This window comes from Okibacterium fritillariae (assembly GCF_052783725.1).
In genome coordinates this window covers 1,792,496-1,812,274 of the sequence record NZ_CP199917.1, presented here as the reverse complement: position 1 = coordinate 1,812,274, position 19,779 = coordinate 1,792,496, and the positions used below count along the sequence as shown (strand labels likewise).

The following is a 19,779-nucleotide window of genomic DNA, read 5'->3' as shown; positions in this document are numbered from 1 at the left end:
GTCTCAGGACCGTTCGGCGTCTCCCGGCTTGGCGGCCGTGCGGGGCGGCCCGCTCTGCTCGCCGACGAGGGCGTCGCGGTTGGTCGCGTAGACGATGACTCCCTCGAGCAGTCCGAAATGGTCGAGCCTCTCGGTGAGGTCGGTGCGGACACGGGTGATGGCCAAGCGTATGTCGCGATCGCGAAGTTTCTTCGAGACTGCGGCGAATGATTCCGAACCCGTGACATCGATATCCGTGACGGCTTCGAGGTCGAGCACGATCGCGCGGGGCGGGGGTTGCGCGTCGGCGAGGTCGCTCACGGCGCGCTCGAACGATGCCGCATTGGCGAAGAAGAGCGGCGCGGCGAAGCGCAGGATGACGGGTTCGCCGGGTGTGGGCCGGGGTGCCGCCGCGCCATCCGCCCCCACGGTGTCGATCGCGGGGGAGGCCGCACGCTGGGCGAGGTTGACGAGGGCCAGCACGAAAGCGAGCAGGATACCGAGGATGGGGCCGAGGAGCAGTGCGCCCAGGAAGCAGACGGCGCCGACGACGAACTCGAAGCGGTCGGCCGACCAGAGGCGTCGCAGCTCGTCGATGCCGAGGAGCGGCAAGATGGCGACCGCCACGATGGCGCCGATGGCGGGCGAGGGGATGTGCTCGAGGAGGGCCGTGCCGAAGACCAGGAGGAGAAGAGTGCCGACGGCGGCGACGATGGATGGCAGCTGCGTGCGCGAACCGATCTGATCGAGCGCGGCCGTGCGGGACGTGGACGAGCCGACCGTGAAACCGCCCGAGACGCCGGCCGCGACGTTGGCGGCCCCGAAAGCGAGGAGGTCTCGGTTGGGATCGGTCGAGTATCCGCGCTTCTCGCCGTAGTTGCGCGACACCAGCAGACCCTCGGCCATCGTGACCATGGTCAGCGCGAGTGCAGAGGGGATGAGTGCCAACCAACTCGACCAGGGGAGCACGGGCCACGACAGGGTGGGCAGCCCGGCCTCGATGGGGCCCAGAACCGAGACGCCGCGCGCCTCGAGGCCTGTGGTCACCACGACGATGGTCGACACGACGAGCACGGCGAGCGCCCACGGCACCTGGCGGCCGAAGCGTCGCCCCACCAGGAGCACGACCACCGAGCCGGCCGACAGAGCGATCGAGAACACATTCGCGGTGCCGAGACCCGAGATGAGAGCCGTGAGCTTGTCGACGAACTCGGCGCCGCTGTCGATCTTGACGCCCAGCATCTTGGCGAGCTGACTGACCAGGATGTCGAGCGCCAGGCCTCCGACGAACCCGATCAGGATGGGCTTCGACAGGAAGTTGGCGAGGAACCCGAGGCGGAAGAGCGCGAAGAGCCCGAACATGAGGCCGCCGATGATCGCCTGGGCGAGCGCGAGGGTGGCGTAATCGGCCCCACCCGCAACGGCGAGGCCGCCGAGCGAGGACGCGACGAGGGCGGCGGCCGCGGCATCCGGTGACGCGATCAGCTGGCGGGACGAGACCAGGAGGGCGTAGACGACCGCGGGCAGGATGAGCGCGTAGAGGCCGGCCGTGGCCGGCAGGCCGGCGATCTGGGCATAGCCGATGTTGAGCGGCACGGCGAGGGCGAGGAGCGTGACACCGGCCAGGGACTCGCGCACAGCGGTGCGGGCCGTGAGCCCCGGGAGCACACGAAAACGAGACGCCATCGCGAGCCTCCCCTCGGGATGACAGGCCCAGAGCCCGTCGATGACATCACTATAGGGGCGCGGTCGCGCGAGCACTATGGAGCGTTTGGTTCGCGCGCCAACGCGCGGTGCTCACGGCGTGTCGCCGGGTGAGCCCCACTTCGGCGGACCAACCCCGGAGGGGAGGCACGTGACCCGGACCATGCGATTGCCGCATCGTGATCGCCGCATCGTGATCGCCGCGCGTGGGGTGAGGTCGGGCCGAGAACGACACGCCGCCGCGGGCGGGGAAAAGGACCTGCATTTGTCGGGGGTGGTTCCGCGGCGCCTTGCCGAATCAGGACCGGATGACGAACTCTTAGGAAACACTCGACCCCCGGGCGGGGGGAGGCCTAGGTTAGCGTCCAAGGGAAATCATCCCGCCAGGAAAGGACCGGAAAATGGCTGATCTGATTGTTATTGCATTCGATGATGAGGCGAGCGCTGAGGGGGCGTACAAGGAGATCCAGAGTCTGCAGACCGACCTCGTGGTCGAACTCGCGGGGCTCGCGTTGGTCAAGGTCGACCACGAGGGCAAGGCCCACGTCGAGACCCCCGGCCCCGCCGGCAAGGTGGGCGTCGGTGCCGCGAGCGGCGCGCTGTTCGGTGCGCTCATCGGCCTGCTGTTCTTCGTACCGCTCTTCGGTCTGATCTCGGGTGGGCTCTTCGGGGCACTGTTCGCGGGGCTCGACAAGACGGGCATCGACCAGCAGTTCCGCGACCGCGTGAAGCAGAGCGTCGCCGAGGGCAAGTCGTCGGTCGTCGTCTATGCGCTCAAGCTGACCGAGGACAAGTTCGCCGCCGCACTGGCCCCCTTCGGTGGCCACATCGTGCAGACGTCGCTGTCGGCTGAGGACGAGAAGGCCCTCATCCACGACCTGAGCGCCACGGCGTAGGGTTCACCAGATCGCCCCCCGATGGGTGGGCGACATGTCGAACGGGATGCGGGGAGCGGCGCTCTGAGCGTGGACCTCCCGCATCCCGTTTGTGCGTGCGTGCCTGTCGTGTGGGCCCGGTCGCGTGGGTGCCGGATGCAGTCAGAGAATCGTGCAGGTCCCCGTGCCGACGAGCGCGGGCAGGGTCGCCCGGGCGAGACGGTCGGCCGAGACCCACGACGACGCGTCGAGTGTGCGCACGCCGACCATCACCTGCCCACCCAGGAGGTTCGAGAGCAGGGCGCCCTGGAAGGTCGTCGTGTAGACGCCGCCCGTTGCAGGGCCGGTGGTGGCAACGGATGAACTGAGCGGCACGGTCTGCAGGCTGGAGGCCTGGCCGGTCGACGACAACAGATACGCGATGTCGGATGTCGTGTACCCGGCCGGCAGCGTCCACGTGATCGTCACGCGCCCGCCCACGAGGAGAACGTTCGCGGCCGTGCACCCCGTCAGCGTCGGAGCCGAGATGGTTCGTGCGGAAAAGGGCGCCGAGGCGCTCACCGGGTCGGTCCAGGCGGCAAGGGTCGCTGTCGGCTGCGGTGCCAGCGATGCGGAAACGGCGACGAGGGCGACGATGAGTGCGGCGCCACCCCGGCGCGTGCCGTCCTGTTTCGTCCGAACGCGGCGCGGCCAGAACGCCCAGGTCACGACGCCGGCCATCACCACGGTGGTCGTGCCCAGCACGGCGGGGTTGGATGCCTGCGCGACGAGGGGCGCGATGCCGGGCACCGAGAAGATGACGCGCTTGACGCTGTCCACCGTGTAAGGCGCCGGGTCCTCTGAGCGGTTCGCGTCACCCTTCAACGTAAGCGTGCGGGCGTGGGCGGTGGCCGAAGCGGTCGCCGCGGCATCCTCGACGATGCTCGTCACGCGGTGGGTCACGGGCAGCATGCCGGGGCGATCGACCGTGACGACGTCGCCGACCGCGACCGCATCGGCGGGGACCTCTTGGACGAGCGCGATCGAGCCGGTCGGGATCGTCGGTGACATCGACCCCGTCTTGAACATGATGATCGACACGTGGAACACCACGGCGAGAAGGACCAGCACGATGCAGAGCGAGCCGCCGACGGCCAGGAGCGTGAGAATGCTGTCGACGGCCCGGCCGGCACGACTCACCGCGGGGCGTCGCGCGCGAGGTGCGGCTTCCGAGGTCATTGCGCCGAGGTCGACGTGACGGTCCAGACCGCGGTCGCCGATTTGCCCTGCAGGCTGTTCGACGCCCCCGTGGGGAGTGTCACCTCAAAGCACAGGGGAGTCGCCGCGCCCGGGGCCGTCGTGGTGGCCGCGGCGAGCGCTACCGTCGTGCCGCCGTTCTGGGCCGTGTTGAGCGCTCGCGCATCGCCCGCTCCGCCGACGACCCACGTGGGCGTGCCGGTGAAGGCGGCCGCCGTGCACGTGGCCGAGCGCACGACGCGGTAACGCAGGGCATCGCCGAGAAGGGGCGCCGTGTCGCTCGTACCGTTCGTCACGGTCGCCGCCTGGATGTTCAGGCTGCCGGCAGAGCTGTTCGTCTTGGTGCGGATGGAGAGTGCGCCGTAACGCACGCTGCCCGCCGACATCCCGGTCGTGTCGAACGCGATCGTGGCGCCGGGCGCGGTCGGATAGTCGGCGTAGGTCGTTCCGTTGACGCTGGCCTCGGTATCGAAGACGGTCGCGGTGAACGATCCCGCCGCGTTCTCGCTATCGACCCACGCCGCGAGCGTCGCCGTGGCGCCGACTCCCAAGACCAGGCCACCCGCGAGGAGGGCACGCGTGCGCCTCGAGAGCCCCCGTCGCCGCGCGCGCACCGGACGCGGCGCCGCATGAGCGGGCATCGGTTACTCCGAGACGGCCTGGAACTGCCAGGTGACGGTTCCGGTCTGGCTCTGCGGCAGCGCCGCGTCCGCGGTCACGGTGAAGCACAGGTAGGCGGGTTCGCCCGCATCCGGGGATGTCCCCGCGGTGAGGTCGAGTGTCGTGCCGGCCGGAACCGAACCGACGGCCGTTCCCGACGGGACGAGCGAGGTGCCTGTCGTGGTGCCGTCGCAGCCGAACGCCGTGGGTTGCGTCAGTGAGTAGGTGAGCCCGACGACCGCACCGGCCGAGGTCGTGGCCGTGATGGCCGCGGTGGCGTCGTAGGTGGTGGTGGCGTCGAGGCGGATGGCGAATGGGGCGAAGACGACGTCGCCCGGGCTCAGGTTGGCGGCGTCGAGTGTGAAGTCCAGGTCGGCGGCCGAACCGGCGGCGGCCGTGGGGTGCTCGCTGAACGCGTCGCCGTCGAGGCTGCCCTCGAGGTTGAAGGCGCCCGACGCGAAGGTGCCCTGCGCGAACTCGGAGTCGTTCCAGGCCGCGAGCGTGATGGCGGCGCCGACGCCGAGAACGAGCCCGCCGGCCAGCATTGCCTTGAGGCGGCGACGGCGAGACCGGCCGTTCTGCGTGTCGTCGGTGAGCGGTTGAGCGTTGGTGAGCTGAGTCACGAGATTCCCCTGGTTGGACCGCGGTCGACTACGAGATGCCGTCGATCGCTCGATAGACACATCGAAACAAAGCTGGTCCGCGGCGACAATGCGGGGCTGTACCGGTCAATTACTGAGGTTTGTGATTACTACGGGGGTGATGTTCGGAGAGGGTCGCCTCGTTCACACAAGAAATGTTGCACAAGGGTTCTTGTTAATCGTAGGGTGGAGCCATGACGCGAGCCCCGAGGAAGACGACGAAGACGACGACGCCGACGCTAGAGCCGTCGATGGAGACGACGCAGACGGCAACGAATGAGAGCTCGATCGCCCTCGACGATCCGAAGGCCATGCGCGCGCTCGCACATCCGCTGCGCCTGAAACTCCTGAGCGAGCTGCGGATCACAGGCCCGCAGTCGGTGGGGGAGCTGTGCGGTGTGGTCGACGCCGCCCCGGGTTCGGTGAGCTATCACCTCGGCGTCCTCGCCGAGAACGGTTTCGTCGAGCGGGCTCCCGAGCTCGCGCGGGATGCGCGAGAGACCTGGTGGCGAGCACGCCACGCCTGGACGACGGTCGAGCCGGCCGATGCCGACGCCCCGCCCGAGAAACGTGTCGCCAGCCGCGCTCTGCGCCACGGCATCCTGCAGGCCTATGTCGCCGAGGCCTCCGCGGCGCTCGAGCGCGAAGAGACGTTGTCGTCGGAGTGGGTGGGGGCGGCGACGTCGGGCGATGCCGTGGCGCATCTCACGGCATCCCAGCTCGCGGCCTGCAGCGACGAGTTGCGCGCCGTCGCGGCGAAGTGGGCGGAGATCGGGTCTCGACCGGGCGACGACACCGCCCCCGTCATCCTGATCTACCAAGCCTTCCGCAAGGCCTGACCCGCCGTGCGCGCGCTCTTCGGCGTCTTGTCGGCGCTGGCGCTGTCCAAGGTGGGCAACGCCATCGTGATGGTGGCCGTGCCGCTCTTCGTGCTCGAACGCACCGGGTCGGCCGCGGCGACGGGTGTCGCGGGCATGTTCTCCACCCTGCCGGTGGTGGTCGGCGGCGTCTTGGGCGCGCCGCTCGTCGATCGATTCGGCTCCCGGGTGTCGTCGGTGGTCGCCGACTCCCTCAGCGCCCTGTGCGTGATCGCCGTGCCGATCCTCGCGATGATGGATGCGTTACCGTTCGGCCTCCTGCTCGCGCTCGTGTTCCTCGGCGGCATCTTCGACACACCGGGAGACACCGCGAAGACCGTTGTGCTGCCCGAGCTGGGCGAGCGGCGCGGCTGGACACTCGACCGCGTCACGGGCACCAGCTCGGCGATCCAGCGCAGCTCGGCCCTCGCCGGCTCGGCGGTCGCGGGGTTCGGGGTGGCGGTCGTCGGGGCCGGAAACGTCTTGTTCCTCACGGCCGCGATGTGTGCGGGCGCGGTACTGTTGATCGCCGTCTCGCTGCCTGCTCGGCGCGAGAGCGACCGCGCGGCTCGGGCGGCGATCGTCGTTCCCGCGGAGAATGATGCGGCGCCGGCTCCTGGGATGCCACGCCTGATCGCGCCCGACGCCGCCGAGAACGCTCCCGCGGCCGGTGCCGCCGACACGCGCGGCTTCTGGTTCGGCCTCACGTTCCTCTGGCGCACCCCGATCCTGCGCGCCCTCATCCTGCTCATCCTCGTCACCAATGCGATCGACTCGGCCAACCTCACGGTCGTCATGCCCATCTGGGCCACGGGGGTCTCGGCCACCGGCGCGCTCTTCGGTTTCATGGTCGGATGCTTCTCAGCCGGCGCGTTGGTCGGCGCCGCCCTCTTCCCCCTCGTGGCCGCCCGGCTGCCGCGCCGACGTTTCCTCGTGATCGCGCTGGCTCTGGCCGGGCCGCCACCTTTCGTCGCCATGCTCGTCGGCGCGCCGCCCGTCGTCGTGCTGGGCGTCCTGTTCTGCGCCGGGCTCGCCGCCGGCGCGATCAACCCGATCCTGCAATCCACGCTCTTCCGCCAGATTCCGGTGGATGCTCGGGCGCGCGTGTTCGGAGCGACCACCGCCGTCGCGGCATCCGCCATGCCCCTCGGCAGCCTTCTCGGCGGAACCGGTGTCGCCCTCTGGGGCCTGTCGCCCGTGCTGATCGGAGCCGCCCTCCTCTACGTGCTCCTCGCGCTCGTGCCGGCCTTTGGCTCGGTGTGGCGGGGCCTCGAACGCGACGTTGTCAACGGGCCGGAGCGGGCGCCGATGCCGAGTTAGAGTGACGTATGCCCGTGAGCGTCCGATCCCTCGAAACAGCCGTGCCGAAAACGATCATCAGACAACCCGAGGTGCGGGACCTGTTTCGTGCGCAGCCCGGGATGGGGCGCCTGGCCGACCGTTTGATCGGGGCGGCCTTCAACGCGTCGGCTATCGAGACGCGGCACACCGTGCTCGACGAGTTGGGCGCCGAATTCGGCGGTGAGGGTGGCGCCGACGCCGACGCCGACGCCGACGCTGACCCGTCCCGCGATCGCGACGGCGACGGGTCTCGACCCGCCGACGATGCCCTCGGCGTCTTCATCGACCGCGCGACGGGTGTGCTGCGCAACCCGACGACGGGGGTGCGCAACGAGGTGTACATCGACCGGTCGCCCGAGCTGTTCCTCGCGGCGGCGCGGCGGGCGCTCGAGACATCCGGGGGTCTGACGGCCGCGGATGTCACGCACGTCGTCACCGTCTCCTGCACGGGTTTCTTCGCGCCCGGCCCCGACTATCGCCTCGTTCGCGACCTCGGCCTGCGGGCGTCGACGCAGCGCTATCACCTGGGTTTCATGGGCTGCTACGGCGCCTTCCCGGCCCTGCGCGCGGCCCGCGACTTCTGCCTGGCCGACCCGGATGCCGTCGTGCTCGTCGTCTCGATCGAACTCTGTTCCCTGCACATCTCGTCGTCGAACGACCCCGACACCATCGTCGCGTCGTCGGTGTTCGCCGACGGGGCTGCCGCCGCCATCGTGACGTCGCGCGACGCCCCGGCCGGTCACGCCGTGCTCGACCTCGACGCCTTCGAGACGGTTCTGACGCCGGTCGGCGAGACGGATATGGCCTGGAAAATCGGCGATCACGGTTTCGAGATGGTGTTGTCGAGCTATGTGCCGTCGATCATCGAGAAGCACATCGAGGGGGCGCTCGACCCGCTGTTGGCGCGGCTGGGGGAGTCGCGGCCCGAGGCGAGCGCCGATATCGAGCGGTGGGCGATCCATCCGGGCGGGCGCAGCATCCTCGACAAGGTTCAGGATGCCGTGAAGCTGAGTGATGCTCAGATGGTCGAGTCGCGGCGGGTGTTGCGCGACTACGGCAACATGTCGAGCGCGACCGTGCTGTTCGTGTTGCGCGAGATCCTGCACGACGAGGATGCCGCGGGCGCGGGCGCGGGTGCAGGTGCAGGTGCAAGCGCGCGCAACGAACGCATCTGCGCCATGGCATTCGGCCCGGGGCTCACGGTCGAGAGCGCCCTCCTCACGAAACGGGTCGCCGCATGAGCCGCGCAACGAACACGAAACCCCTCGCCCCGGCATCCACGCCCCGCCGCCCCGACTTCTCGCGGCGAGACGCCGGCCTCGTCGAGCTCATGGACGACCCGCGCTGCAACGCCGCCCTGCTCGACGCCACCTACCGCGACTTCCGCGTGATCAACGCGCTCGTGTCGGGGTGGAAAGACGTCTACCGCAGCCGCATCCGGCCCCGCCTCTCGGCCACGCGCGAGAACACGCTGCTCGACATCGGCTCTGGCGGCGGCGACATCGCCCGCTCCCTCGCCCGCTGGGCCCACCGCGACGGCTATCGGCTGAGCGTCACCGGAATCGACCCGGACGAGCGCGCCTACGCCTTCGCCGTCTCGCGCCCCGAACGACCGGGTGTGCGCTTCGAGGCGGCCTCGAGCCGCGACCTCGTCGAGCGCGGCGACCGCTTCGACATCGTGACCTCCAATCATCTTCTCCATCACCTCGACGATGCCCAGCGCGCCGACCTGCTCGCCGACTCCGAGGCCCTGGCCGACCGGTTCGTGGTGCACAGCGACCTCGAGCGCTCGCCCGTCGCCTACCGCGCCTACCAGATCGCAACCTGGCCCGTATCGCGGCGCTCGTTCATCCACGTCGACGGGTTGCTGTCGATCCGCCGCAGCTTCCGCGTCGACGAGCTGGCGCGGGTCGCCCCGGCCGGCTGGACCGTGTGTGGGCAGAAACCGTTCCGCGTGCGGCTCGAATTCGACCAAGCCGCCCGCCGGCGGGGAGCGTCCCATGCATGACCTCATCGTCGTCGGCGGAGGCCCCGTCGGGCTCATGATGGCCGCCCTCGCTGCCGACCGTGGCCTCGACGTCGCGGTGTGGGAGAAGCGCGAGCAGCCGGCCACGCTGTCCCGGGCCATCGGCATCCACCCGCCCGCCCTCGGCATCTTCGAACGCCTGAACCTGGCCGATCAGCTGATCGCCGAAGGTATCCCGATTCGCCGCGGCGTGGCTCGCAGCGGCGGTCGCACGGTCGGAACGCTGTCGTTCGGGGGAGTGTCCGAGCGCTTCCCGTTCGTGCTCTCGCTGCCGCAGTACCGCACCGAGGCCAATCTCGAGCAGAAGTTGGCCGAGCTCGCGCCGGGCGCGCTCCGTCGGGGTATCGCGGTCTCGGGTCTCGAAGAGCACCCCGGCCACGTCGCCGTCACGGGCACCGCCGCCGACGGCAGCACCGTGACCGAGCGTGCGCGGTTCGTCATCGGCGCCGACGGCCCGCGCAGCACCGTGCGACGTTTGCTCGGCATCCGCGTGTCCACGCGGTTCTACCCCGACACGTTCGTCATGGGCGATTTCCGGGATGACACGGGCGACGAGTCCGACGCGATCATCCACCTCGAGCGACGCGGCGTCGTCGAATCGTTCCCGCTGCCCAGCGGTCTGCGCCGCTTCGTCGTCGCCACCGACGCCATGATGGAGCAGCCCGACGCGGACCGTGTGGCCGAACTCGTCGCTGCCCGCACCGGGGCCGCGGTCGAACCCTCGACCAACCTCATGCTGAGCGCCTTCACGGTGCGCCGCCGCTTCGTCGAACGGGTCCTCGGCCGGCGTGTGGCCCTGATCGGCGACGCGGCCCACGAGATCTCGCCCATCGGCGGCCAGGGCATGAACCTCGGATGGTTGGACGCCCAGGCGCTCCTCCCGCTGGTTGCGACCACGGTGCGCCGGGGTTCGGTGTCGCCCGATCGTGCCGCGGACTACGCCCGCGAGCGGGGTGTCGCCGCACGTCGCGCCGCCCGGCAGGCCGAGATCAATATGGCTCTCGGGCGCCGGGCATCGTCCCTGACGATGGCGGGGCGCAACCTCGCACTCGGGGGGCTGCTGAAGTCACCGGCATCCGGTTTTCTGGCGCAGGTCTATGCCATGAAGCTCATCTAGCGGAGTCGGCTCGCGACCGCCTCCGCGACGCCTCGCCGCCGGCCGGCCGGGCTCTTCTAGCGAGCGGTCGCCAGGATGGTGCCACCGCTGACCGCGAGCTGCGCGACCAACACGAGCGCCGACACGATGATGAGCTGGAATAACAAGCGGCTCGGCGGCCGGGTGAGAACGAGCACGATGCCGACCACGGCAATCGCTGTGACGATCACGAATCCCGCAACCGCGAGCACGTTCGGACCTGCCGCGAAACCCGCGTCGATCACCGGGCCCAGCATGACGAAGGCCGCGCCGACGACCAGCGCGACGAAGGCGATCGTCCCCGTGGCGCGGCGGCCGAGCCGGTGCGGCAGCCCCGAGACCCCCGTGCGCGCGTCGTCGTCGAGGTCGGGCAGCACGTTGGTGAAGTGGATGGGGATGCCGAGCACGGCCCCCGTCGCCGTGGCCCACCACGCGGCGGCCGACGGTTCCGCCGCCGCGAGCGTCACGACGCTCGGCAGCAATCCGAAACTCACGAGGAACGGCACGAGCGAGAAGGCCGTGCGTTTGAGACCGGCGTTGTAGGCCCACCCCGAGGCGATGAGGATCGTGTGGGCGAGGCCCGTGCCAACGCTGAGCGCGAAGGAGAGCACGACGGCCACGACGGCCGTGACGAAGGCGGCGTTGCGCACGGTCGAGGCCGCGATGGCACCCGATGCGATGGGCTTATCGGTGCGCCCGACCGCGGTGTCACGCCGGGCGTCGATCCAGTCGTTCGAGAGACCGATGGACAGCTGCCCGGCCAGGATGGCGAGGCCCACGAGCACGACGCGCCAGGCATCCAGACCCACCGCGATGCCCAGGATGACCGACAGCGTCGTCACGGCGACCGTCGGCCCTGGATGCGACGACAGTGCGAGCAGCTTGGCCCGCCCGAGCACGCTCACGTCGTGTCGGCGATTTGGGCTCACGCCGCGTCGGCGGGCACGCGCACGATCATCGCGCCGGGTTCGATGCGGGCGTTGAAGGCCACGACCTCGCCGAACGTATCGCCGTCGAGTTCGATCTCTTCGGGGCGCGAGAAGCGCGCGACGAATGTCTCGCCGGTCTCGTAGCGGATGTCGCGGTCGTTCTTGCGCTGACCCGCGAGGGCACGGCCGGCCTTCGTGCGCATGACGACGCCGTTGGTCCAGGCCACCTTGAGCCAGACGCGGATCCAGCCGAGCACACCCTTGGGGCGCATCATCATGACGTCGAACAGGCCGTCGTCGACCTTCGCGTCGGGCAGCAGCAGAATGTTGGCGGGCAACGAACCGCAGTTGCCGAGGATGAGCGTGTGCACGGTGCGACGCTCGGGCTTGTGGCCGTCGAGCTGGAAGCGCACATGCAACTCGTCGGGGTCGCGCAGCGAGGTCACGATGGCCTTCACGTAGGCGGCCCAGCCGGCCTTCTTCTTCAGGTCGTCGTCGGTGTTCTTGATCATCTTGGCGTCGATGCCGAGACCCGCCATCACGACGAAGACGTGCTTCTCGCGCGACTGGTCGGCACGCTCGATGTCGATGACGCCGAGGTCGATCTCGCGGTCGGCGCCCGAGAACGCATACTGCACCGATCCGGGCATGTCGTTCAGGGTGAGGTGCAGGTTGCGGGCCAGGAGGTTGCCCGTGCCCGACGGCAGCAGGGCGACGGGCACGCCGGTTCCACGCACGGCCTCCGAGACGGCGCGCACGGTTCCGTCTCCGCCGGCCGCGAAGATGAGGTCGGCGCCGTCGTCGATGGCGGTGCGCGTGACACCCTGTCCGACATCCTCGACGGATGTCTCGTACCAGCGCGTCTCGCCCCAGCCCGCGGCTGCGGCCTCACGGTCGACGGTCTCGCGCAACACGTCAAGGTCGACCTTGATCGGGTTGTAGACGACGGCGGCGGTTTTCGTGGCTACATCGGTCATAAGACATCCTCGGGTTCGGGTCAGGCTCTACCTTATGTGCGCGGGCGATTTCGGCCGGCAACCGGGCGGGGGCTACCCGCCGGGGGACTAAGCATGGTAGCGCTGGTGCTGGTGCTGGTGCTGGTGCTGGTGCTGGTGCTGGTGCGGGTGACGGGCGGCTCAGCGGATGGCGTGGCCCGGATGCGCGTCGTCGTAGTGTTGCCGGGCAGCGGCGATCGCGTCGCGCTCGGCCAGCGACCAGTCGGCGAGCGCCTTGATCAGGTGGGTGAGCCGCGCACCCGATTCGGTCAGCGCATAGGACACCTGGGCGGGGACCGTCGGGAACACCGTGCGGTTCACGAGCCCGTCGCGTTCGAGGCGACGCAGCGTGAGCGTGAGCATGCGTTGCGAGATGCCGTCGATGGCGCGCTGCAGCTCGCCGAAGCGGCGCTCCGACGCACCCAATTCGACGACGACCATGACCGTCCACGTGTCGCCGACGCGGTCGAGCATGTCTCGGATGCCGCAATCGGGGTGGTCGCTCGCGCCGCACGGATCGAGGGTGGCGGTTACGTCGGTGTGCGTCACTGACACGAGAGTGCCTCCTTGTGGCGGTCGAAACGGGCGATCACAATCAGCTTAGTTAGGCATCAGAACCCCGAAAGGTCCTCACGTGATTCTTGTCACCGGCGCCAGCGGCCAGCTCGGCCACGCCATCCTCTCCGTCCTCTCCGAGCGCGGAACAGCTGCCCAGGGCAGCAGCCGCTCGCCGTCCCCGCGCGGCCCCGTCATCGATTTCGACGATCCCGCGGGCATCTCGTTCGCGGGCGTGGACACACTCGTTCTCGTCTCGGCCGGGGAGGCGGAGGACGACGTGGTCATCGCGCGTCACGGGGCCGCGATTGCGGCGGCCGAACGGGATGGCGTGCGGCATGTCGTGTACACGAGCCTGGCGTCGGACGGGGACCACCTCGCATTCGCGCTGGCGCATTGGTGGACGGAACGGCGGCTGCGCTCGAGCTCGCTGTCCTGGACCATCCTGCGCAACGGCCTCTATGCAGAGCTGTTCGGCTCGCTCTTCGGCTGGGACGGGCCGCGCCTGACCTCGGCCTTCGGGGACGGGGCCTTGGCTGCGGTGGCCCGCGCCGACCTGGCCGAGGCTGCCGCAGTTGTCGCCGAGCATCCCGACCGCCACACGGGCCGCACCTACGACCTCGTCGGCGAACCGGTGTCGGCGACCGATGTCGCGACCCGTCTCGGGGTCGACCTCGTCGATGTCTCGCTCCAGGACAAACGGTGCGAATTGGATGCTGCCGGCCTGAAGCCCTTCCAGCCCGCGATGCTGATGTCGATCTTCACGTCGGTGCGGCACGGTTTCTTGGCCGAACCGGGCACCGACCTGCGCACGCTGCTCGGCCGCGAGCCACGGGACGCCGCGCAGGTTGCGGCCGAGTCGGCGAGCGCGGGACGCTAGCGCACGTAAACGACCGGCCGCCTGGCCGGCTCACTTGTCGAGGGCCTGCGAGAATGGTTGTATGACCTCGACGCGTTCGGCCCGAGCCCTGCGGGGCGCGCTGGCCGCGATCGTGTCGACCTTCGTGGCGTTGCTGTCGCACGTGGCGGGCGGGGGAGAGGTGCCCGGGCTGCTCGGCATCCTCGTGCCGCTCGTTCTCGCAACGGCCGTCTGCGTTCCCCTGGCCGGTCGACGCCTCTCGGTCATTCGCGTGTCGGCGTCGGTAATCGCCAGTCAGGTGCTGTTCCACGCCCTGTTCGTTCTCGGGAGCGCGGGCAACGCGTCCGCGTCGTCGGCAACCGGGGGAGCGGGGCACACGGGGCACGTGGGGCACGGCGGCCAGGGGTCGTCCGTCGCCCCGCTTCTGATCGCGACTCCGCCCGGTGGTACCCCTGCTGGGGCGCCCGCGCACGCACACGAACACGCGACCATGTGGGCGGCCCACGCGCTGGCGGCCGTGGTCACGATCCTCGCGGTCTATCAAGGCGAGCGGGTCGTTCGGCGACTCCGCACGCTCGCGATCGCGCTCGTGCGCGTTCTGCTCCCCGTCGTCTCCGTCATCCCCGTTCCATCCAGCGCCGCTGCTCGCGCCATCGTCGAGACGGTCTCGCTTCCTCTGTCGCTCAGCGTCTATCCCGCCACGCGGTCGCACCGCGGCCCACCCGCACTCTCCTTCCCCTCACTCCCTCTCGCGACCTGAGCAGCGATTCCCGCTGCCGGTGACGCCGGATGCCGCGCCGTGCGGCCCCTGCGTTCCCGTGTCGCGTTTCGTGTTGCCGTCGTCGACGCCTGAGAACGCGTCACCTCGGCGAGGTCATCGAGCGGTACGGCTGCGGCCGGCCGCTCAGGAAGGAGCCACTGACCGTGGCCGAAAACAGAGACATCCCCGCCTGGAACCCGACGCCGCCCAGTTTCACCGCCATCGCCCTCACGCTCGCGGTTCCGCTCGCCGTCGCCGCCACTCTCCTCGGCCTCTCCCTCACGGGCGAACTCGGCCGCGGTCAGTTGCTCACCAACCCGGGGGAGTTGGTCACCTGGGGTCTCCCCATCGCGCGCGTGCTGCACGATGCCGCCGCCTCCGTGACCATCGGTCTGCTCCTCGCCGCCACGTTCTGGCTGCCCGGTCAGAAAATCGTCCCCGGCCTCATGTCCTTCTCTCAGGCCAAGGCCGTGTGGTGGGCCAGCTGGTCGGCCGCCGTCTGGCTCGCGGCGGGCATCGCGGTGCTCATCTTCACCGCCGCGAACTCGATCGGTGTACCCCTGACCGCTCCGTCCTTCCCCACCACGTTCGTCTTCTACGCCACCCAGCTCGAGCTCGGCCAGACCATGCTGGTGTCGATGGGATGCGTGGCCGCCGCCCTTTCGATCGCCCTGCTCGCGCGCCGGCAGTCCTGGGTGGCCACGGCCGCCGTCCTGTGTGTCGCCGCGCTCCTGCCGCTGTCGTTGTCGGGCCACGCCGCCGGATCGGACGAACACGGCAACGCCGTCAACAGCCTCGCCATCCACCTCATCGGCGTCACGGCGTGGGCGGGCGGGCTCGTGGCCGTCATCCTCCTGCGCAAGAAGGTCGGCGCCCAACTGGGGGCCGTCGTCGCCCGCTACTCCCTCCTGGCCGGGTGGGCGTTCGGCGCGGTCGCCTTCTCCGGTGTCGTGAACGCGTCGCTCCGCATCAGCTCGCCGGCCGACCTCGTCACGCCCTACGGCATCCTCCTGATCGTCAAGACGACGGCACTGGTGCTGTTGGGCCTCGCCGGCGCCTGGCATCGCGTGCGCCTCATCCCGCGTCTGCGGCGCGACCCCTCCGACCGACCGGCATTCGTGCGCCTGGCCGTGGGCGAGGTCGTCGTCATGGCCGTGACGATGGGCGCGTCGGTGGCCCTGTCGCGCAGCCAGCCGCCCGTGTCGCAGGAACCCGTGGCCGACGACATCCGCCACCGCCTGCTGGGTTTCGCCTATCCGCCCGACGTCACGCCGCTCCGCATGTTCACGGAATGGCATATCGACTGGATGTGGGCGGGCCTCGCGCTCGTCGGCGCCGGCTGGTACGTGTGGGCGGCCCTGCGTGTGCGGCGACGCGGCGATCGTTGGCCGCTCGGCCGCATCGTGTCGTGGGTGGCCGGGTGCGCCGCGCTCATCTATGCCACGAGCGGGGGACCGGCCGTCTATGGGCAGGTCCACTTCAGCACCCACATGCTGCAGCACATGACGCTCATGATGGTGGTGCCGCCGCTGCTGGTGCTCGGCGGGCCCGTCTTGTTGGCGTTGCGCACGCTGCCCGCGCGCAGTGACGGGGGCCGCGGCATCCGTGAATGGATGCTCATCGTGGTGCATTCGCGCTATCTGCGGGTGCTCTCGACCCCGGCGGTCGCGGCGGTGCTCTTCGCGGGCAGCCTCGTCGTCTTCTATTACACGGGATGGTTTGAATGGGCCATGTTCGCGCACCAGGGTCACATCTTCATGACCGTGCACTTCCTGGCGACGGGCTACCTCTTCTTCTGGGTGCTCATCGGCATCGACCCGGGACCGAATCGCCCGACGCACCTCATGCGCCTGCTCGTGCTGCTCGCAACCCTCGCCTTCCACGCCTTCTTCGGCCTCACGATCATGGCCAACTCGGCCGTGCTCGCCGAGGCGTGGTGGACGGCGCTCGGGGGAGCGACGACCGCTCAGCTTCTCGCCGATCAGGGCGTGGGCGGTGGCATCGCGTGGAGCGCGGGGGAAATCCCCACCGTGTTGATCGCGCTGGTCGTGGTGGCGCAGTGGGTGAAAAGCGACGAGAAGTCGGCGAAACGCTACGACCGTCGCGCGGAGAGGGACGGAGACGCGGAACTCGTCGCCTACAACTCGCGGCTGCAACGCCTCGGCGAGGGCGGGCGCGGCGAGAGCGCGCCGGAAGTAAACGCGCCCGGAGCGAGCGTGACTGGCGAGAGCGCGCCGAGTGAGGATCGCTCGCTATGACCCCGAAGCGGCCCGCACACGGAACCACAGCGTCAGTTCGCGGATCGCTCGCCGCGTGGTCGTCGGATCGTCGTCGTTCTCGAGGTCGTCGAACGAATCTCGAAAGCCCGGCGCCACGGGGGAGGACGGCACACGGATGGGTTCGTACCCCATGGTCCAGTCGGCGAAGGTGCGTTCGGTGAGGTGTTCCTCGAGCAGCACACGCACCTTCTCGTGCCGGGTGTCGGCCTTGATGACGGCAAGAAGATCCCGCACCGTCTTCTCAGGGCCCTCGAGAACCTGGATGAAGCGCCCCTCTCGATACAGGAGCATTCCGGTCACATCGGATGCGCCGTTGTTCCGCCGACTCTGGCGCAACAGATCATCGAGCTGGTCGCGGCTGAAGTCTCGGGTCGCGACGCTCGCGTAGACGGCGGAGAGGAGCGCCGTCGGGTTGTCCGGTTCGGTGACCATCTGCGTTTCCACGGCCATTACAGCGCCGAACCGTTGCTCGTTGCCGCCAGGACCGCGTGCATCGCGTCACGCACGGTGTCGAACTCGCCGACGGGACGAGAGAAGGTGTCGTACGCCCGGAAAGCGCCGCCGCCCTTGCCGTCGATGTAACCGAGGAACTCGCCGGCGCGGCTGCCCACGTAGAAGTCGGCTTCGACGCGGGCCCAGGTAGGCTCGATCACGGGGGAGTGTTCTGTCACGGTGGCTCGCACGTTCATGCTCGGGCACCCGACCGATCGCGGGCGCTTTCTCGCCGCAAGCGCGTCACAGGAACACGAGGTCGGCTCATGCATCCATTCTGCCGCTGATCGCTCACCACCGCGGCTTCACCCGGGGGCCCTTGATATTTTTCGACGAATAGGGTGGTCGATGGGCCGGTAGCCTGGCCGGGTGACCGACACGCTCAGTGCTTTGCTCTCCCGCGACCCCGACCGCATTTGGCGGGCCTCGTGGGAGGTCATCGGCACGCGCGATATCGAGATGCTCGAGACCCTCCGGTCGGCGCTCCCAGACATTCGGCGGGCAACGGCGGACATCGAGCTGGGAGGGATGATCCGGCCGAACCGCGACGCCCTCGCGCACGCCCTCGACAAAGTGCAGACCTATCGCACGTGGCGGTGCTGGTGCGACGATTATCCACGACTGCTCGCTTTCAGCCCGGCCCGGGAGGAAGAGCGCGGGCACGCGACAATCCTCGGCCGAGTCGATTCCGGATGGCCGACGACTTACGAGTGCGCGTGCACCGTGTGTGGCACGCAGTTCAGCGTCGAAGAAGGCGAGCACCACGCGCTGTGGTGGCAATGGGCCCCGCGGGCTTCGAGATCCACGCGATGATGTGATTGTGGGGCACACGGGAGCTCTGTGCCGCAGCGGTCAAACGTCAACGCGTCGACGGCGAGATAGAACGCACTCAGTGTCCGGCGCCGAGGTTCCCGGCCAGGCGGTCTCGCATTGAGGTGCTGGCCTGGTTGAGGCCGATGATTGTGGCGGTCTTGCCGTGGCGTTCGTATTTGCTGGTGATGGCGTCAAGGGCGGCGACGGTTGAGGCATCCCAGATGTGCGACCCGGACATGTCGATGATCACGTGTTCGGGGTCGTCGGCGTATTCGAACTGGGTTGTGAGGTCGTTGCTCGAGGCAAAGAAGAGTTCCCCGTTGACGACGTAGTGGGCTGTCTCGAAGGTGTCGGTGATTCGGATGTCGCGGACCACGGTCGCGAAGTGGGCGACGCGGCGGGCGAAGAGGACCATTGCGGCGACGACGCCGACGATCACGCCGATGGCGAGGTTGTGGGTTGCGACGACCACGACGACGGTTGCGACCATGACGATGGTTTCGCTTTTCGGCATCGCTTTGAGGGTGGCGGGTTTGATGCTGTGCCAGTCGAAGGTGGCCACGGAAACCATGATCATCACGGCGACCAGTGCGGCCATGGGGATGATGGCCACGATGTCTCCGAGTCCGACCACCAGGATGAGGAGGAACACGCCTGCGAGGAAGGTGGAGATGCGGGTGCGGGCTCCGGATGCTTTGACGTTGATCATGGTTTGACCGATCATTGCGCAGCCACCCATGCCGCCGAAGAGACCGGACAGCATGTTCGCTGCACCCTGGCCCCATGCCTCGCGTGTCTTCCGGGAGTGGGTGTCGGTGACGTCGTCGACGAGTTTTGCGGTCATCAGTGATTCGAGCAGTCCGACTAGGGCCATCGCGACTGCGTACGGGGCGATGATCCGGAACGTTTCCCACGTCAACGGAACGTTGGGGAAGAACAGTGAGGGAAGGCTGCGAGGCAGCTCGCCTTCATCGCCCACGGTCGGCACGTTCACCGCGGTGACGACGGTGGCGACGGTCAGGAGAACGATAGCGACGAGGGGTGCCGGCACGATCTTTGTCAGGCGTGGCATGACGACCATGATGATCACACCGACTGCGACGAGCGGGTAGACCAGCCAGGGCACACCGATCAGGTGCGGTAGTTGCGCGGTGAAGATCAAAATCGCCAGAGCGTTCACGAAGCCGACCATGACGCTTCTCGGGATGAAGCGCATGAGTTTCGCGACACCGAGCACGGCCAGAAGGATCTGGAAGATGCCGGCGAGGATCACGGTAGCGATGAAGTAGTCGAGGCCGTAGTCGCGGGCGACGGGTGCGATAACGAGCGCGATTGCACCGGTCGCCGCCGTGATCATGGCGGGGCGGCCGCCCAGGAACGCGATCGATACAGCCATCACGAACGAGGAGAACAGGCCCACCCGGGGGTCGACGCCGGCGATAATTGAGAAGGAGATCGCCTCAGGGATCAGCGCCATGGCGACGACGAGTCCGGCGAGAACTTCGCGGGTCAGGATGCGCGGGGTCTTCAGAGCGGTGAGGACCGAGGGTTCGGGGGAGTACCGGTCTTTATGGATCGCCGGATTCTTTTGTGAGTTAGCCATCATGGCTCCTTCGTGCTGGGGCGCCCTCTCGAGGGCGCCG

General features: G+C 69.0%; 20 protein-coding genes. 10 read left to right on the top strand and 10 right to left on the bottom strand.

Going from position 1 to position 19,779, the window contains the following annotated elements:
* Positions 1-3: 3 nt before the first annotated feature.
* Positions 4-1,665, bottom strand: coding sequence for a SulP family inorganic anion transporter (locus ACUWEX_RS08465; RefSeq protein ID WP_445995945.1), 1,662 nt, complete (start codon positions 1,663-1,665; stop codon positions 4-6).
* Between the two features lie 419 nt (positions 1,666-2,084).
* On the opposite strand from ACUWEX_RS08465, the gene ACUWEX_RS08460 reads away from it, so the two are divergent.
* Positions 2,085-2,579, top strand: coding sequence for a DUF1269 domain-containing protein (locus tag ACUWEX_RS08460; protein WP_445995944.1), 495 nt, complete (start codon positions 2,085-2,087; stop codon positions 2,577-2,579).
* A gap of 141 nt (positions 2,580-2,720) precedes the next feature.
* Here the strand turns inward: ACUWEX_RS08460 and ACUWEX_RS08455 are convergent, their stop codons facing one another.
* From ACUWEX_RS08455 to ACUWEX_RS08445, 3 genes are read right to left on the bottom strand one after another with little or no spacing between them, the layout of a single operon-like run.
* Complete coding sequence (locus ACUWEX_RS08455) at positions 2,721-3,776, bottom strand: S26 family signal peptidase (RefSeq protein WP_445995943.1); 1,056 nt, start codon at positions 3,774-3,776, stop codon at positions 2,721-2,723.
* Positions 3,773-4,435, bottom strand: coding sequence for a SipW-dependent-type signal peptide-containing protein (locus ACUWEX_RS08450; protein WP_445995942.1), 663 nt, complete (start codon positions 4,433-4,435; stop codon positions 3,773-3,775). Before ACUWEX_RS08450 ends, ACUWEX_RS08455 begins: the two co-directional genes overlap by 4 nt.
* 3 nt (positions 4,436-4,438) lie before the next feature.
* Complete coding sequence (locus ACUWEX_RS08445) at positions 4,439-5,077, bottom strand: SipW-dependent-type signal peptide-containing protein (RefSeq protein ID WP_445995941.1); 639 nt, start codon at positions 5,075-5,077, stop codon at positions 4,439-4,441.
* Between the two features lie 212 nt (positions 5,078-5,289).
* Here ACUWEX_RS08445 and ACUWEX_RS08440 point away from each other — a divergent pair, with 212 nt between their 5' ends.
* Genes ACUWEX_RS08440 through ACUWEX_RS08420 form a run of 5 tightly spaced genes read left to right on the top strand, consistent with a single transcriptional unit; the run spans position 5,290 to position 10,436 of the window.
* Positions 5,290-5,934, top strand: coding sequence for an ArsR/SmtB family transcription factor (locus ACUWEX_RS08440; protein ID WP_445995940.1), 645 nt, complete (start codon positions 5,290-5,292; stop codon positions 5,932-5,934).
* A 6-nt stretch (positions 5,935-5,940) separates the two neighbouring features.
* Entirely contained in the window at positions 5,941-7,272 is a 1,332-nt protein-coding gene (locus ACUWEX_RS08435) for an MFS transporter (RefSeq protein WP_445995939.1), read from the top strand.
* Between the two features lie 8 nt (positions 7,273-7,280).
* Positions 7,281-8,534 (top strand): type III polyketide synthase, encoded by a 1,254-nt coding sequence (locus tag ACUWEX_RS08430; RefSeq protein ID WP_445995938.1) that lies wholly within the window; start codon positions 7,281-7,283, stop codon positions 8,532-8,534.
* Positions 8,531-9,301 carry a class I SAM-dependent methyltransferase gene (locus tag ACUWEX_RS08425; RefSeq protein ID WP_445995937.1) on the top strand — a complete coding sequence of 257 codons (771 nt, stop codon included), beginning with the start codon at positions 8,531-8,533 and terminating at the stop codon, positions 9,299-9,301. The genes ACUWEX_RS08430 and ACUWEX_RS08425 overlap by 4 nt, the downstream gene beginning before the upstream one ends.
* A complete protein-coding gene (locus ACUWEX_RS08420; protein WP_445995936.1) occupies positions 9,294-10,436 on the top strand; it encodes an FAD-dependent oxidoreductase in 1,143 nt (380 codons plus the stop codon). Before ACUWEX_RS08425 ends, ACUWEX_RS08420 begins: the two co-directional genes overlap by 8 nt.
* A 56-nt stretch (positions 10,437-10,492) precedes the next feature.
* Here the strand turns inward: ACUWEX_RS08420 and ACUWEX_RS08415 are convergent, their stop codons facing one another.
* The 3 genes from ACUWEX_RS08415 to ACUWEX_RS08405 form a co-directional block, all read right to left on the bottom strand.
* Entirely contained in the window at positions 10,493-11,353 is an 861-nt protein-coding gene (locus tag ACUWEX_RS08415; protein ID WP_445997631.1) for a UbiA family prenyltransferase, read from the bottom strand.
* Between the two features lie 26 nt (positions 11,354-11,379).
* Positions 11,380-12,360, bottom strand: coding sequence for a diacylglycerol/lipid kinase family protein (locus tag ACUWEX_RS08410; RefSeq protein WP_445995935.1), 981 nt, complete (start codon positions 12,358-12,360; stop codon positions 11,380-11,382).
* A gap of 159 nt (positions 12,361-12,519) precedes the next feature.
* Positions 12,520-12,933: a winged helix-turn-helix transcriptional regulator gene (locus ACUWEX_RS08405; protein ID WP_079727653.1), complete on the bottom strand. Its 414-nt coding sequence runs from the start codon at positions 12,931-12,933 to the stop codon at positions 12,520-12,522.
* Between the two features lie 79 nt (positions 12,934-13,012).
* Here ACUWEX_RS08405 and ACUWEX_RS08400 point away from each other — a divergent pair, with 79 nt between their 5' ends.
* The 3 genes from ACUWEX_RS08400 to ACUWEX_RS08390 all read left to right on the top strand — a co-directional run bounded on the left by ACUWEX_RS08400 (position 13,013) and on the right by ACUWEX_RS08390 (position 16,810).
* The gene (locus ACUWEX_RS08400) at positions 13,013-13,813 is read left to right on the top strand and encodes an NAD(P)H-binding protein (protein WP_445995934.1); all 801 of its coding nucleotides are present in this window, start codon (positions 13,013-13,015) and stop codon (positions 13,811-13,813) included.
* Between the two features lie 61 nt (positions 13,814-13,874).
* Complete coding sequence (locus tag ACUWEX_RS08395) at positions 13,875-14,552, top strand: hypothetical protein (RefSeq protein WP_445995933.1); 678 nt, start codon at positions 13,875-13,877, stop codon at positions 14,550-14,552.
* 164 nt (positions 14,553-14,716) lie between these two features.
* Positions 14,717-16,810, top strand: coding sequence for a cytochrome c oxidase assembly protein (locus ACUWEX_RS08390; protein WP_445995932.1), 2,094 nt, complete (start codon positions 14,717-14,719; stop codon positions 16,808-16,810).
* On the opposite strand, the gene ACUWEX_RS08385 is transcribed toward ACUWEX_RS08390, so the two are convergent.
* The gene (locus ACUWEX_RS08385) at positions 16,805-17,263 is read right to left on the bottom strand and encodes a BLUF domain-containing protein (protein ID WP_445995931.1); all 459 of its coding nucleotides are present in this window, start codon (positions 17,261-17,263) and stop codon (positions 16,805-16,807) included. The two genes, ACUWEX_RS08390 and ACUWEX_RS08385, sit on opposite strands and share 6 nt — an antisense overlap.
* Before the next feature lie 17 nt (positions 17,264-17,280).
* Positions 17,281-17,484 (bottom strand): hypothetical protein, encoded by a 204-nt coding sequence (locus tag ACUWEX_RS08380; RefSeq protein WP_445995930.1) that lies wholly within the window; start codon positions 17,482-17,484, stop codon positions 17,281-17,283.
* A gap of 208 nt (positions 17,485-17,692) precedes the next feature.
* Here ACUWEX_RS08380 and ACUWEX_RS08375 point away from each other — a divergent pair, with 208 nt between their 5' ends.
* Complete coding sequence (locus tag ACUWEX_RS08375) at positions 17,693-18,136, top strand: hypothetical protein (protein ID WP_445995929.1); 444 nt, start codon at positions 17,693-17,695, stop codon at positions 18,134-18,136.
* Positions 18,137-18,212: 76 nt separating this feature from the next.
* Here ACUWEX_RS08375 and ACUWEX_RS08370 read toward each other — a convergent pair whose 3' ends face one another.
* Positions 18,213-19,739: a SulP family inorganic anion transporter gene (locus tag ACUWEX_RS08370; protein ID WP_445995928.1), complete on the bottom strand. Its 1,527-nt coding sequence runs from the start codon at positions 19,737-19,739 to the stop codon at positions 18,213-18,215.
* Positions 19,740-19,779 lie beyond the last annotated feature (40 nt).

What these genes read in the sequence shown, in the direction of transcription:
- ACUWEX_RS08430 (WP_445995938.1), top strand. Translation starts at nt 7,281, where the DNA reads ATGCCCGTGAGCGTCCGATCCCTCGAAACAGCCGTGCCGAAAACGATC.
- ACUWEX_RS08370 (WP_445995928.1), bottom strand. Translation starts at nt 19,739, where the DNA reads ATGGCTAACTCACAAAAGAATCCGGCGATCCATAAAGACCGGTACTCC.
- ACUWEX_RS08440 (WP_445995940.1), top strand. Translation starts at nt 5,290, where the DNA reads ATGACGCGAGCCCCGAGGAAGACGACGAAGACGACGACGCCGACGCTA.
- ACUWEX_RS08450 (WP_445995942.1), bottom strand. Translation starts at nt 4,435, where the DNA reads ATGCCCGCTCATGCGGCGCCGCGTCCGGTGCGCGCGCGGCGACGGGGG.
- ACUWEX_RS08455 (WP_445995943.1), bottom strand. Translation starts at nt 3,776, where the DNA reads ATGACCTCGGAAGCCGCACCTCGCGCGCGACGCCCCGCGGTGAGTCGT.
- ACUWEX_RS08385 (WP_445995931.1), bottom strand. Translation starts at nt 17,263, where the DNA reads ATGGTCACCGAACCGGACAACCCGACGGCGCTCCTCTCCGCCGTCTAC.
- ACUWEX_RS08460 (WP_445995944.1), top strand. Translation starts at nt 2,085, where the DNA reads ATGGCTGATCTGATTGTTATTGCATTCGATGATGAGGCGAGCGCTGAG.
- ACUWEX_RS08465 (WP_445995945.1), bottom strand. Translation starts at nt 1,665, where the DNA reads ATGGCGTCTCGTTTTCGTGTGCTCCCGGGGCTCACGGCCCGCACCGCT.
- ACUWEX_RS08410 (WP_445995935.1), bottom strand. Translation starts at nt 12,360, where the DNA reads ATGACCGATGTAGCCACGAAAACCGCCGCCGTCGTCTACAACCCGATC.
- ACUWEX_RS08395 (WP_445995933.1), top strand. Translation starts at nt 13,875, where the DNA reads ATGACCTCGACGCGTTCGGCCCGAGCCCTGCGGGGCGCGCTGGCCGCG.
- ACUWEX_RS08425 (WP_445995937.1), top strand. Translation starts at nt 8,531, where the DNA reads ATGAGCCGCGCAACGAACACGAAACCCCTCGCCCCGGCATCCACGCCC.
- ACUWEX_RS08420 (WP_445995936.1), top strand. Translation starts at nt 9,294, where the DNA reads ATGCATGACCTCATCGTCGTCGGCGGAGGCCCCGTCGGGCTCATGATG.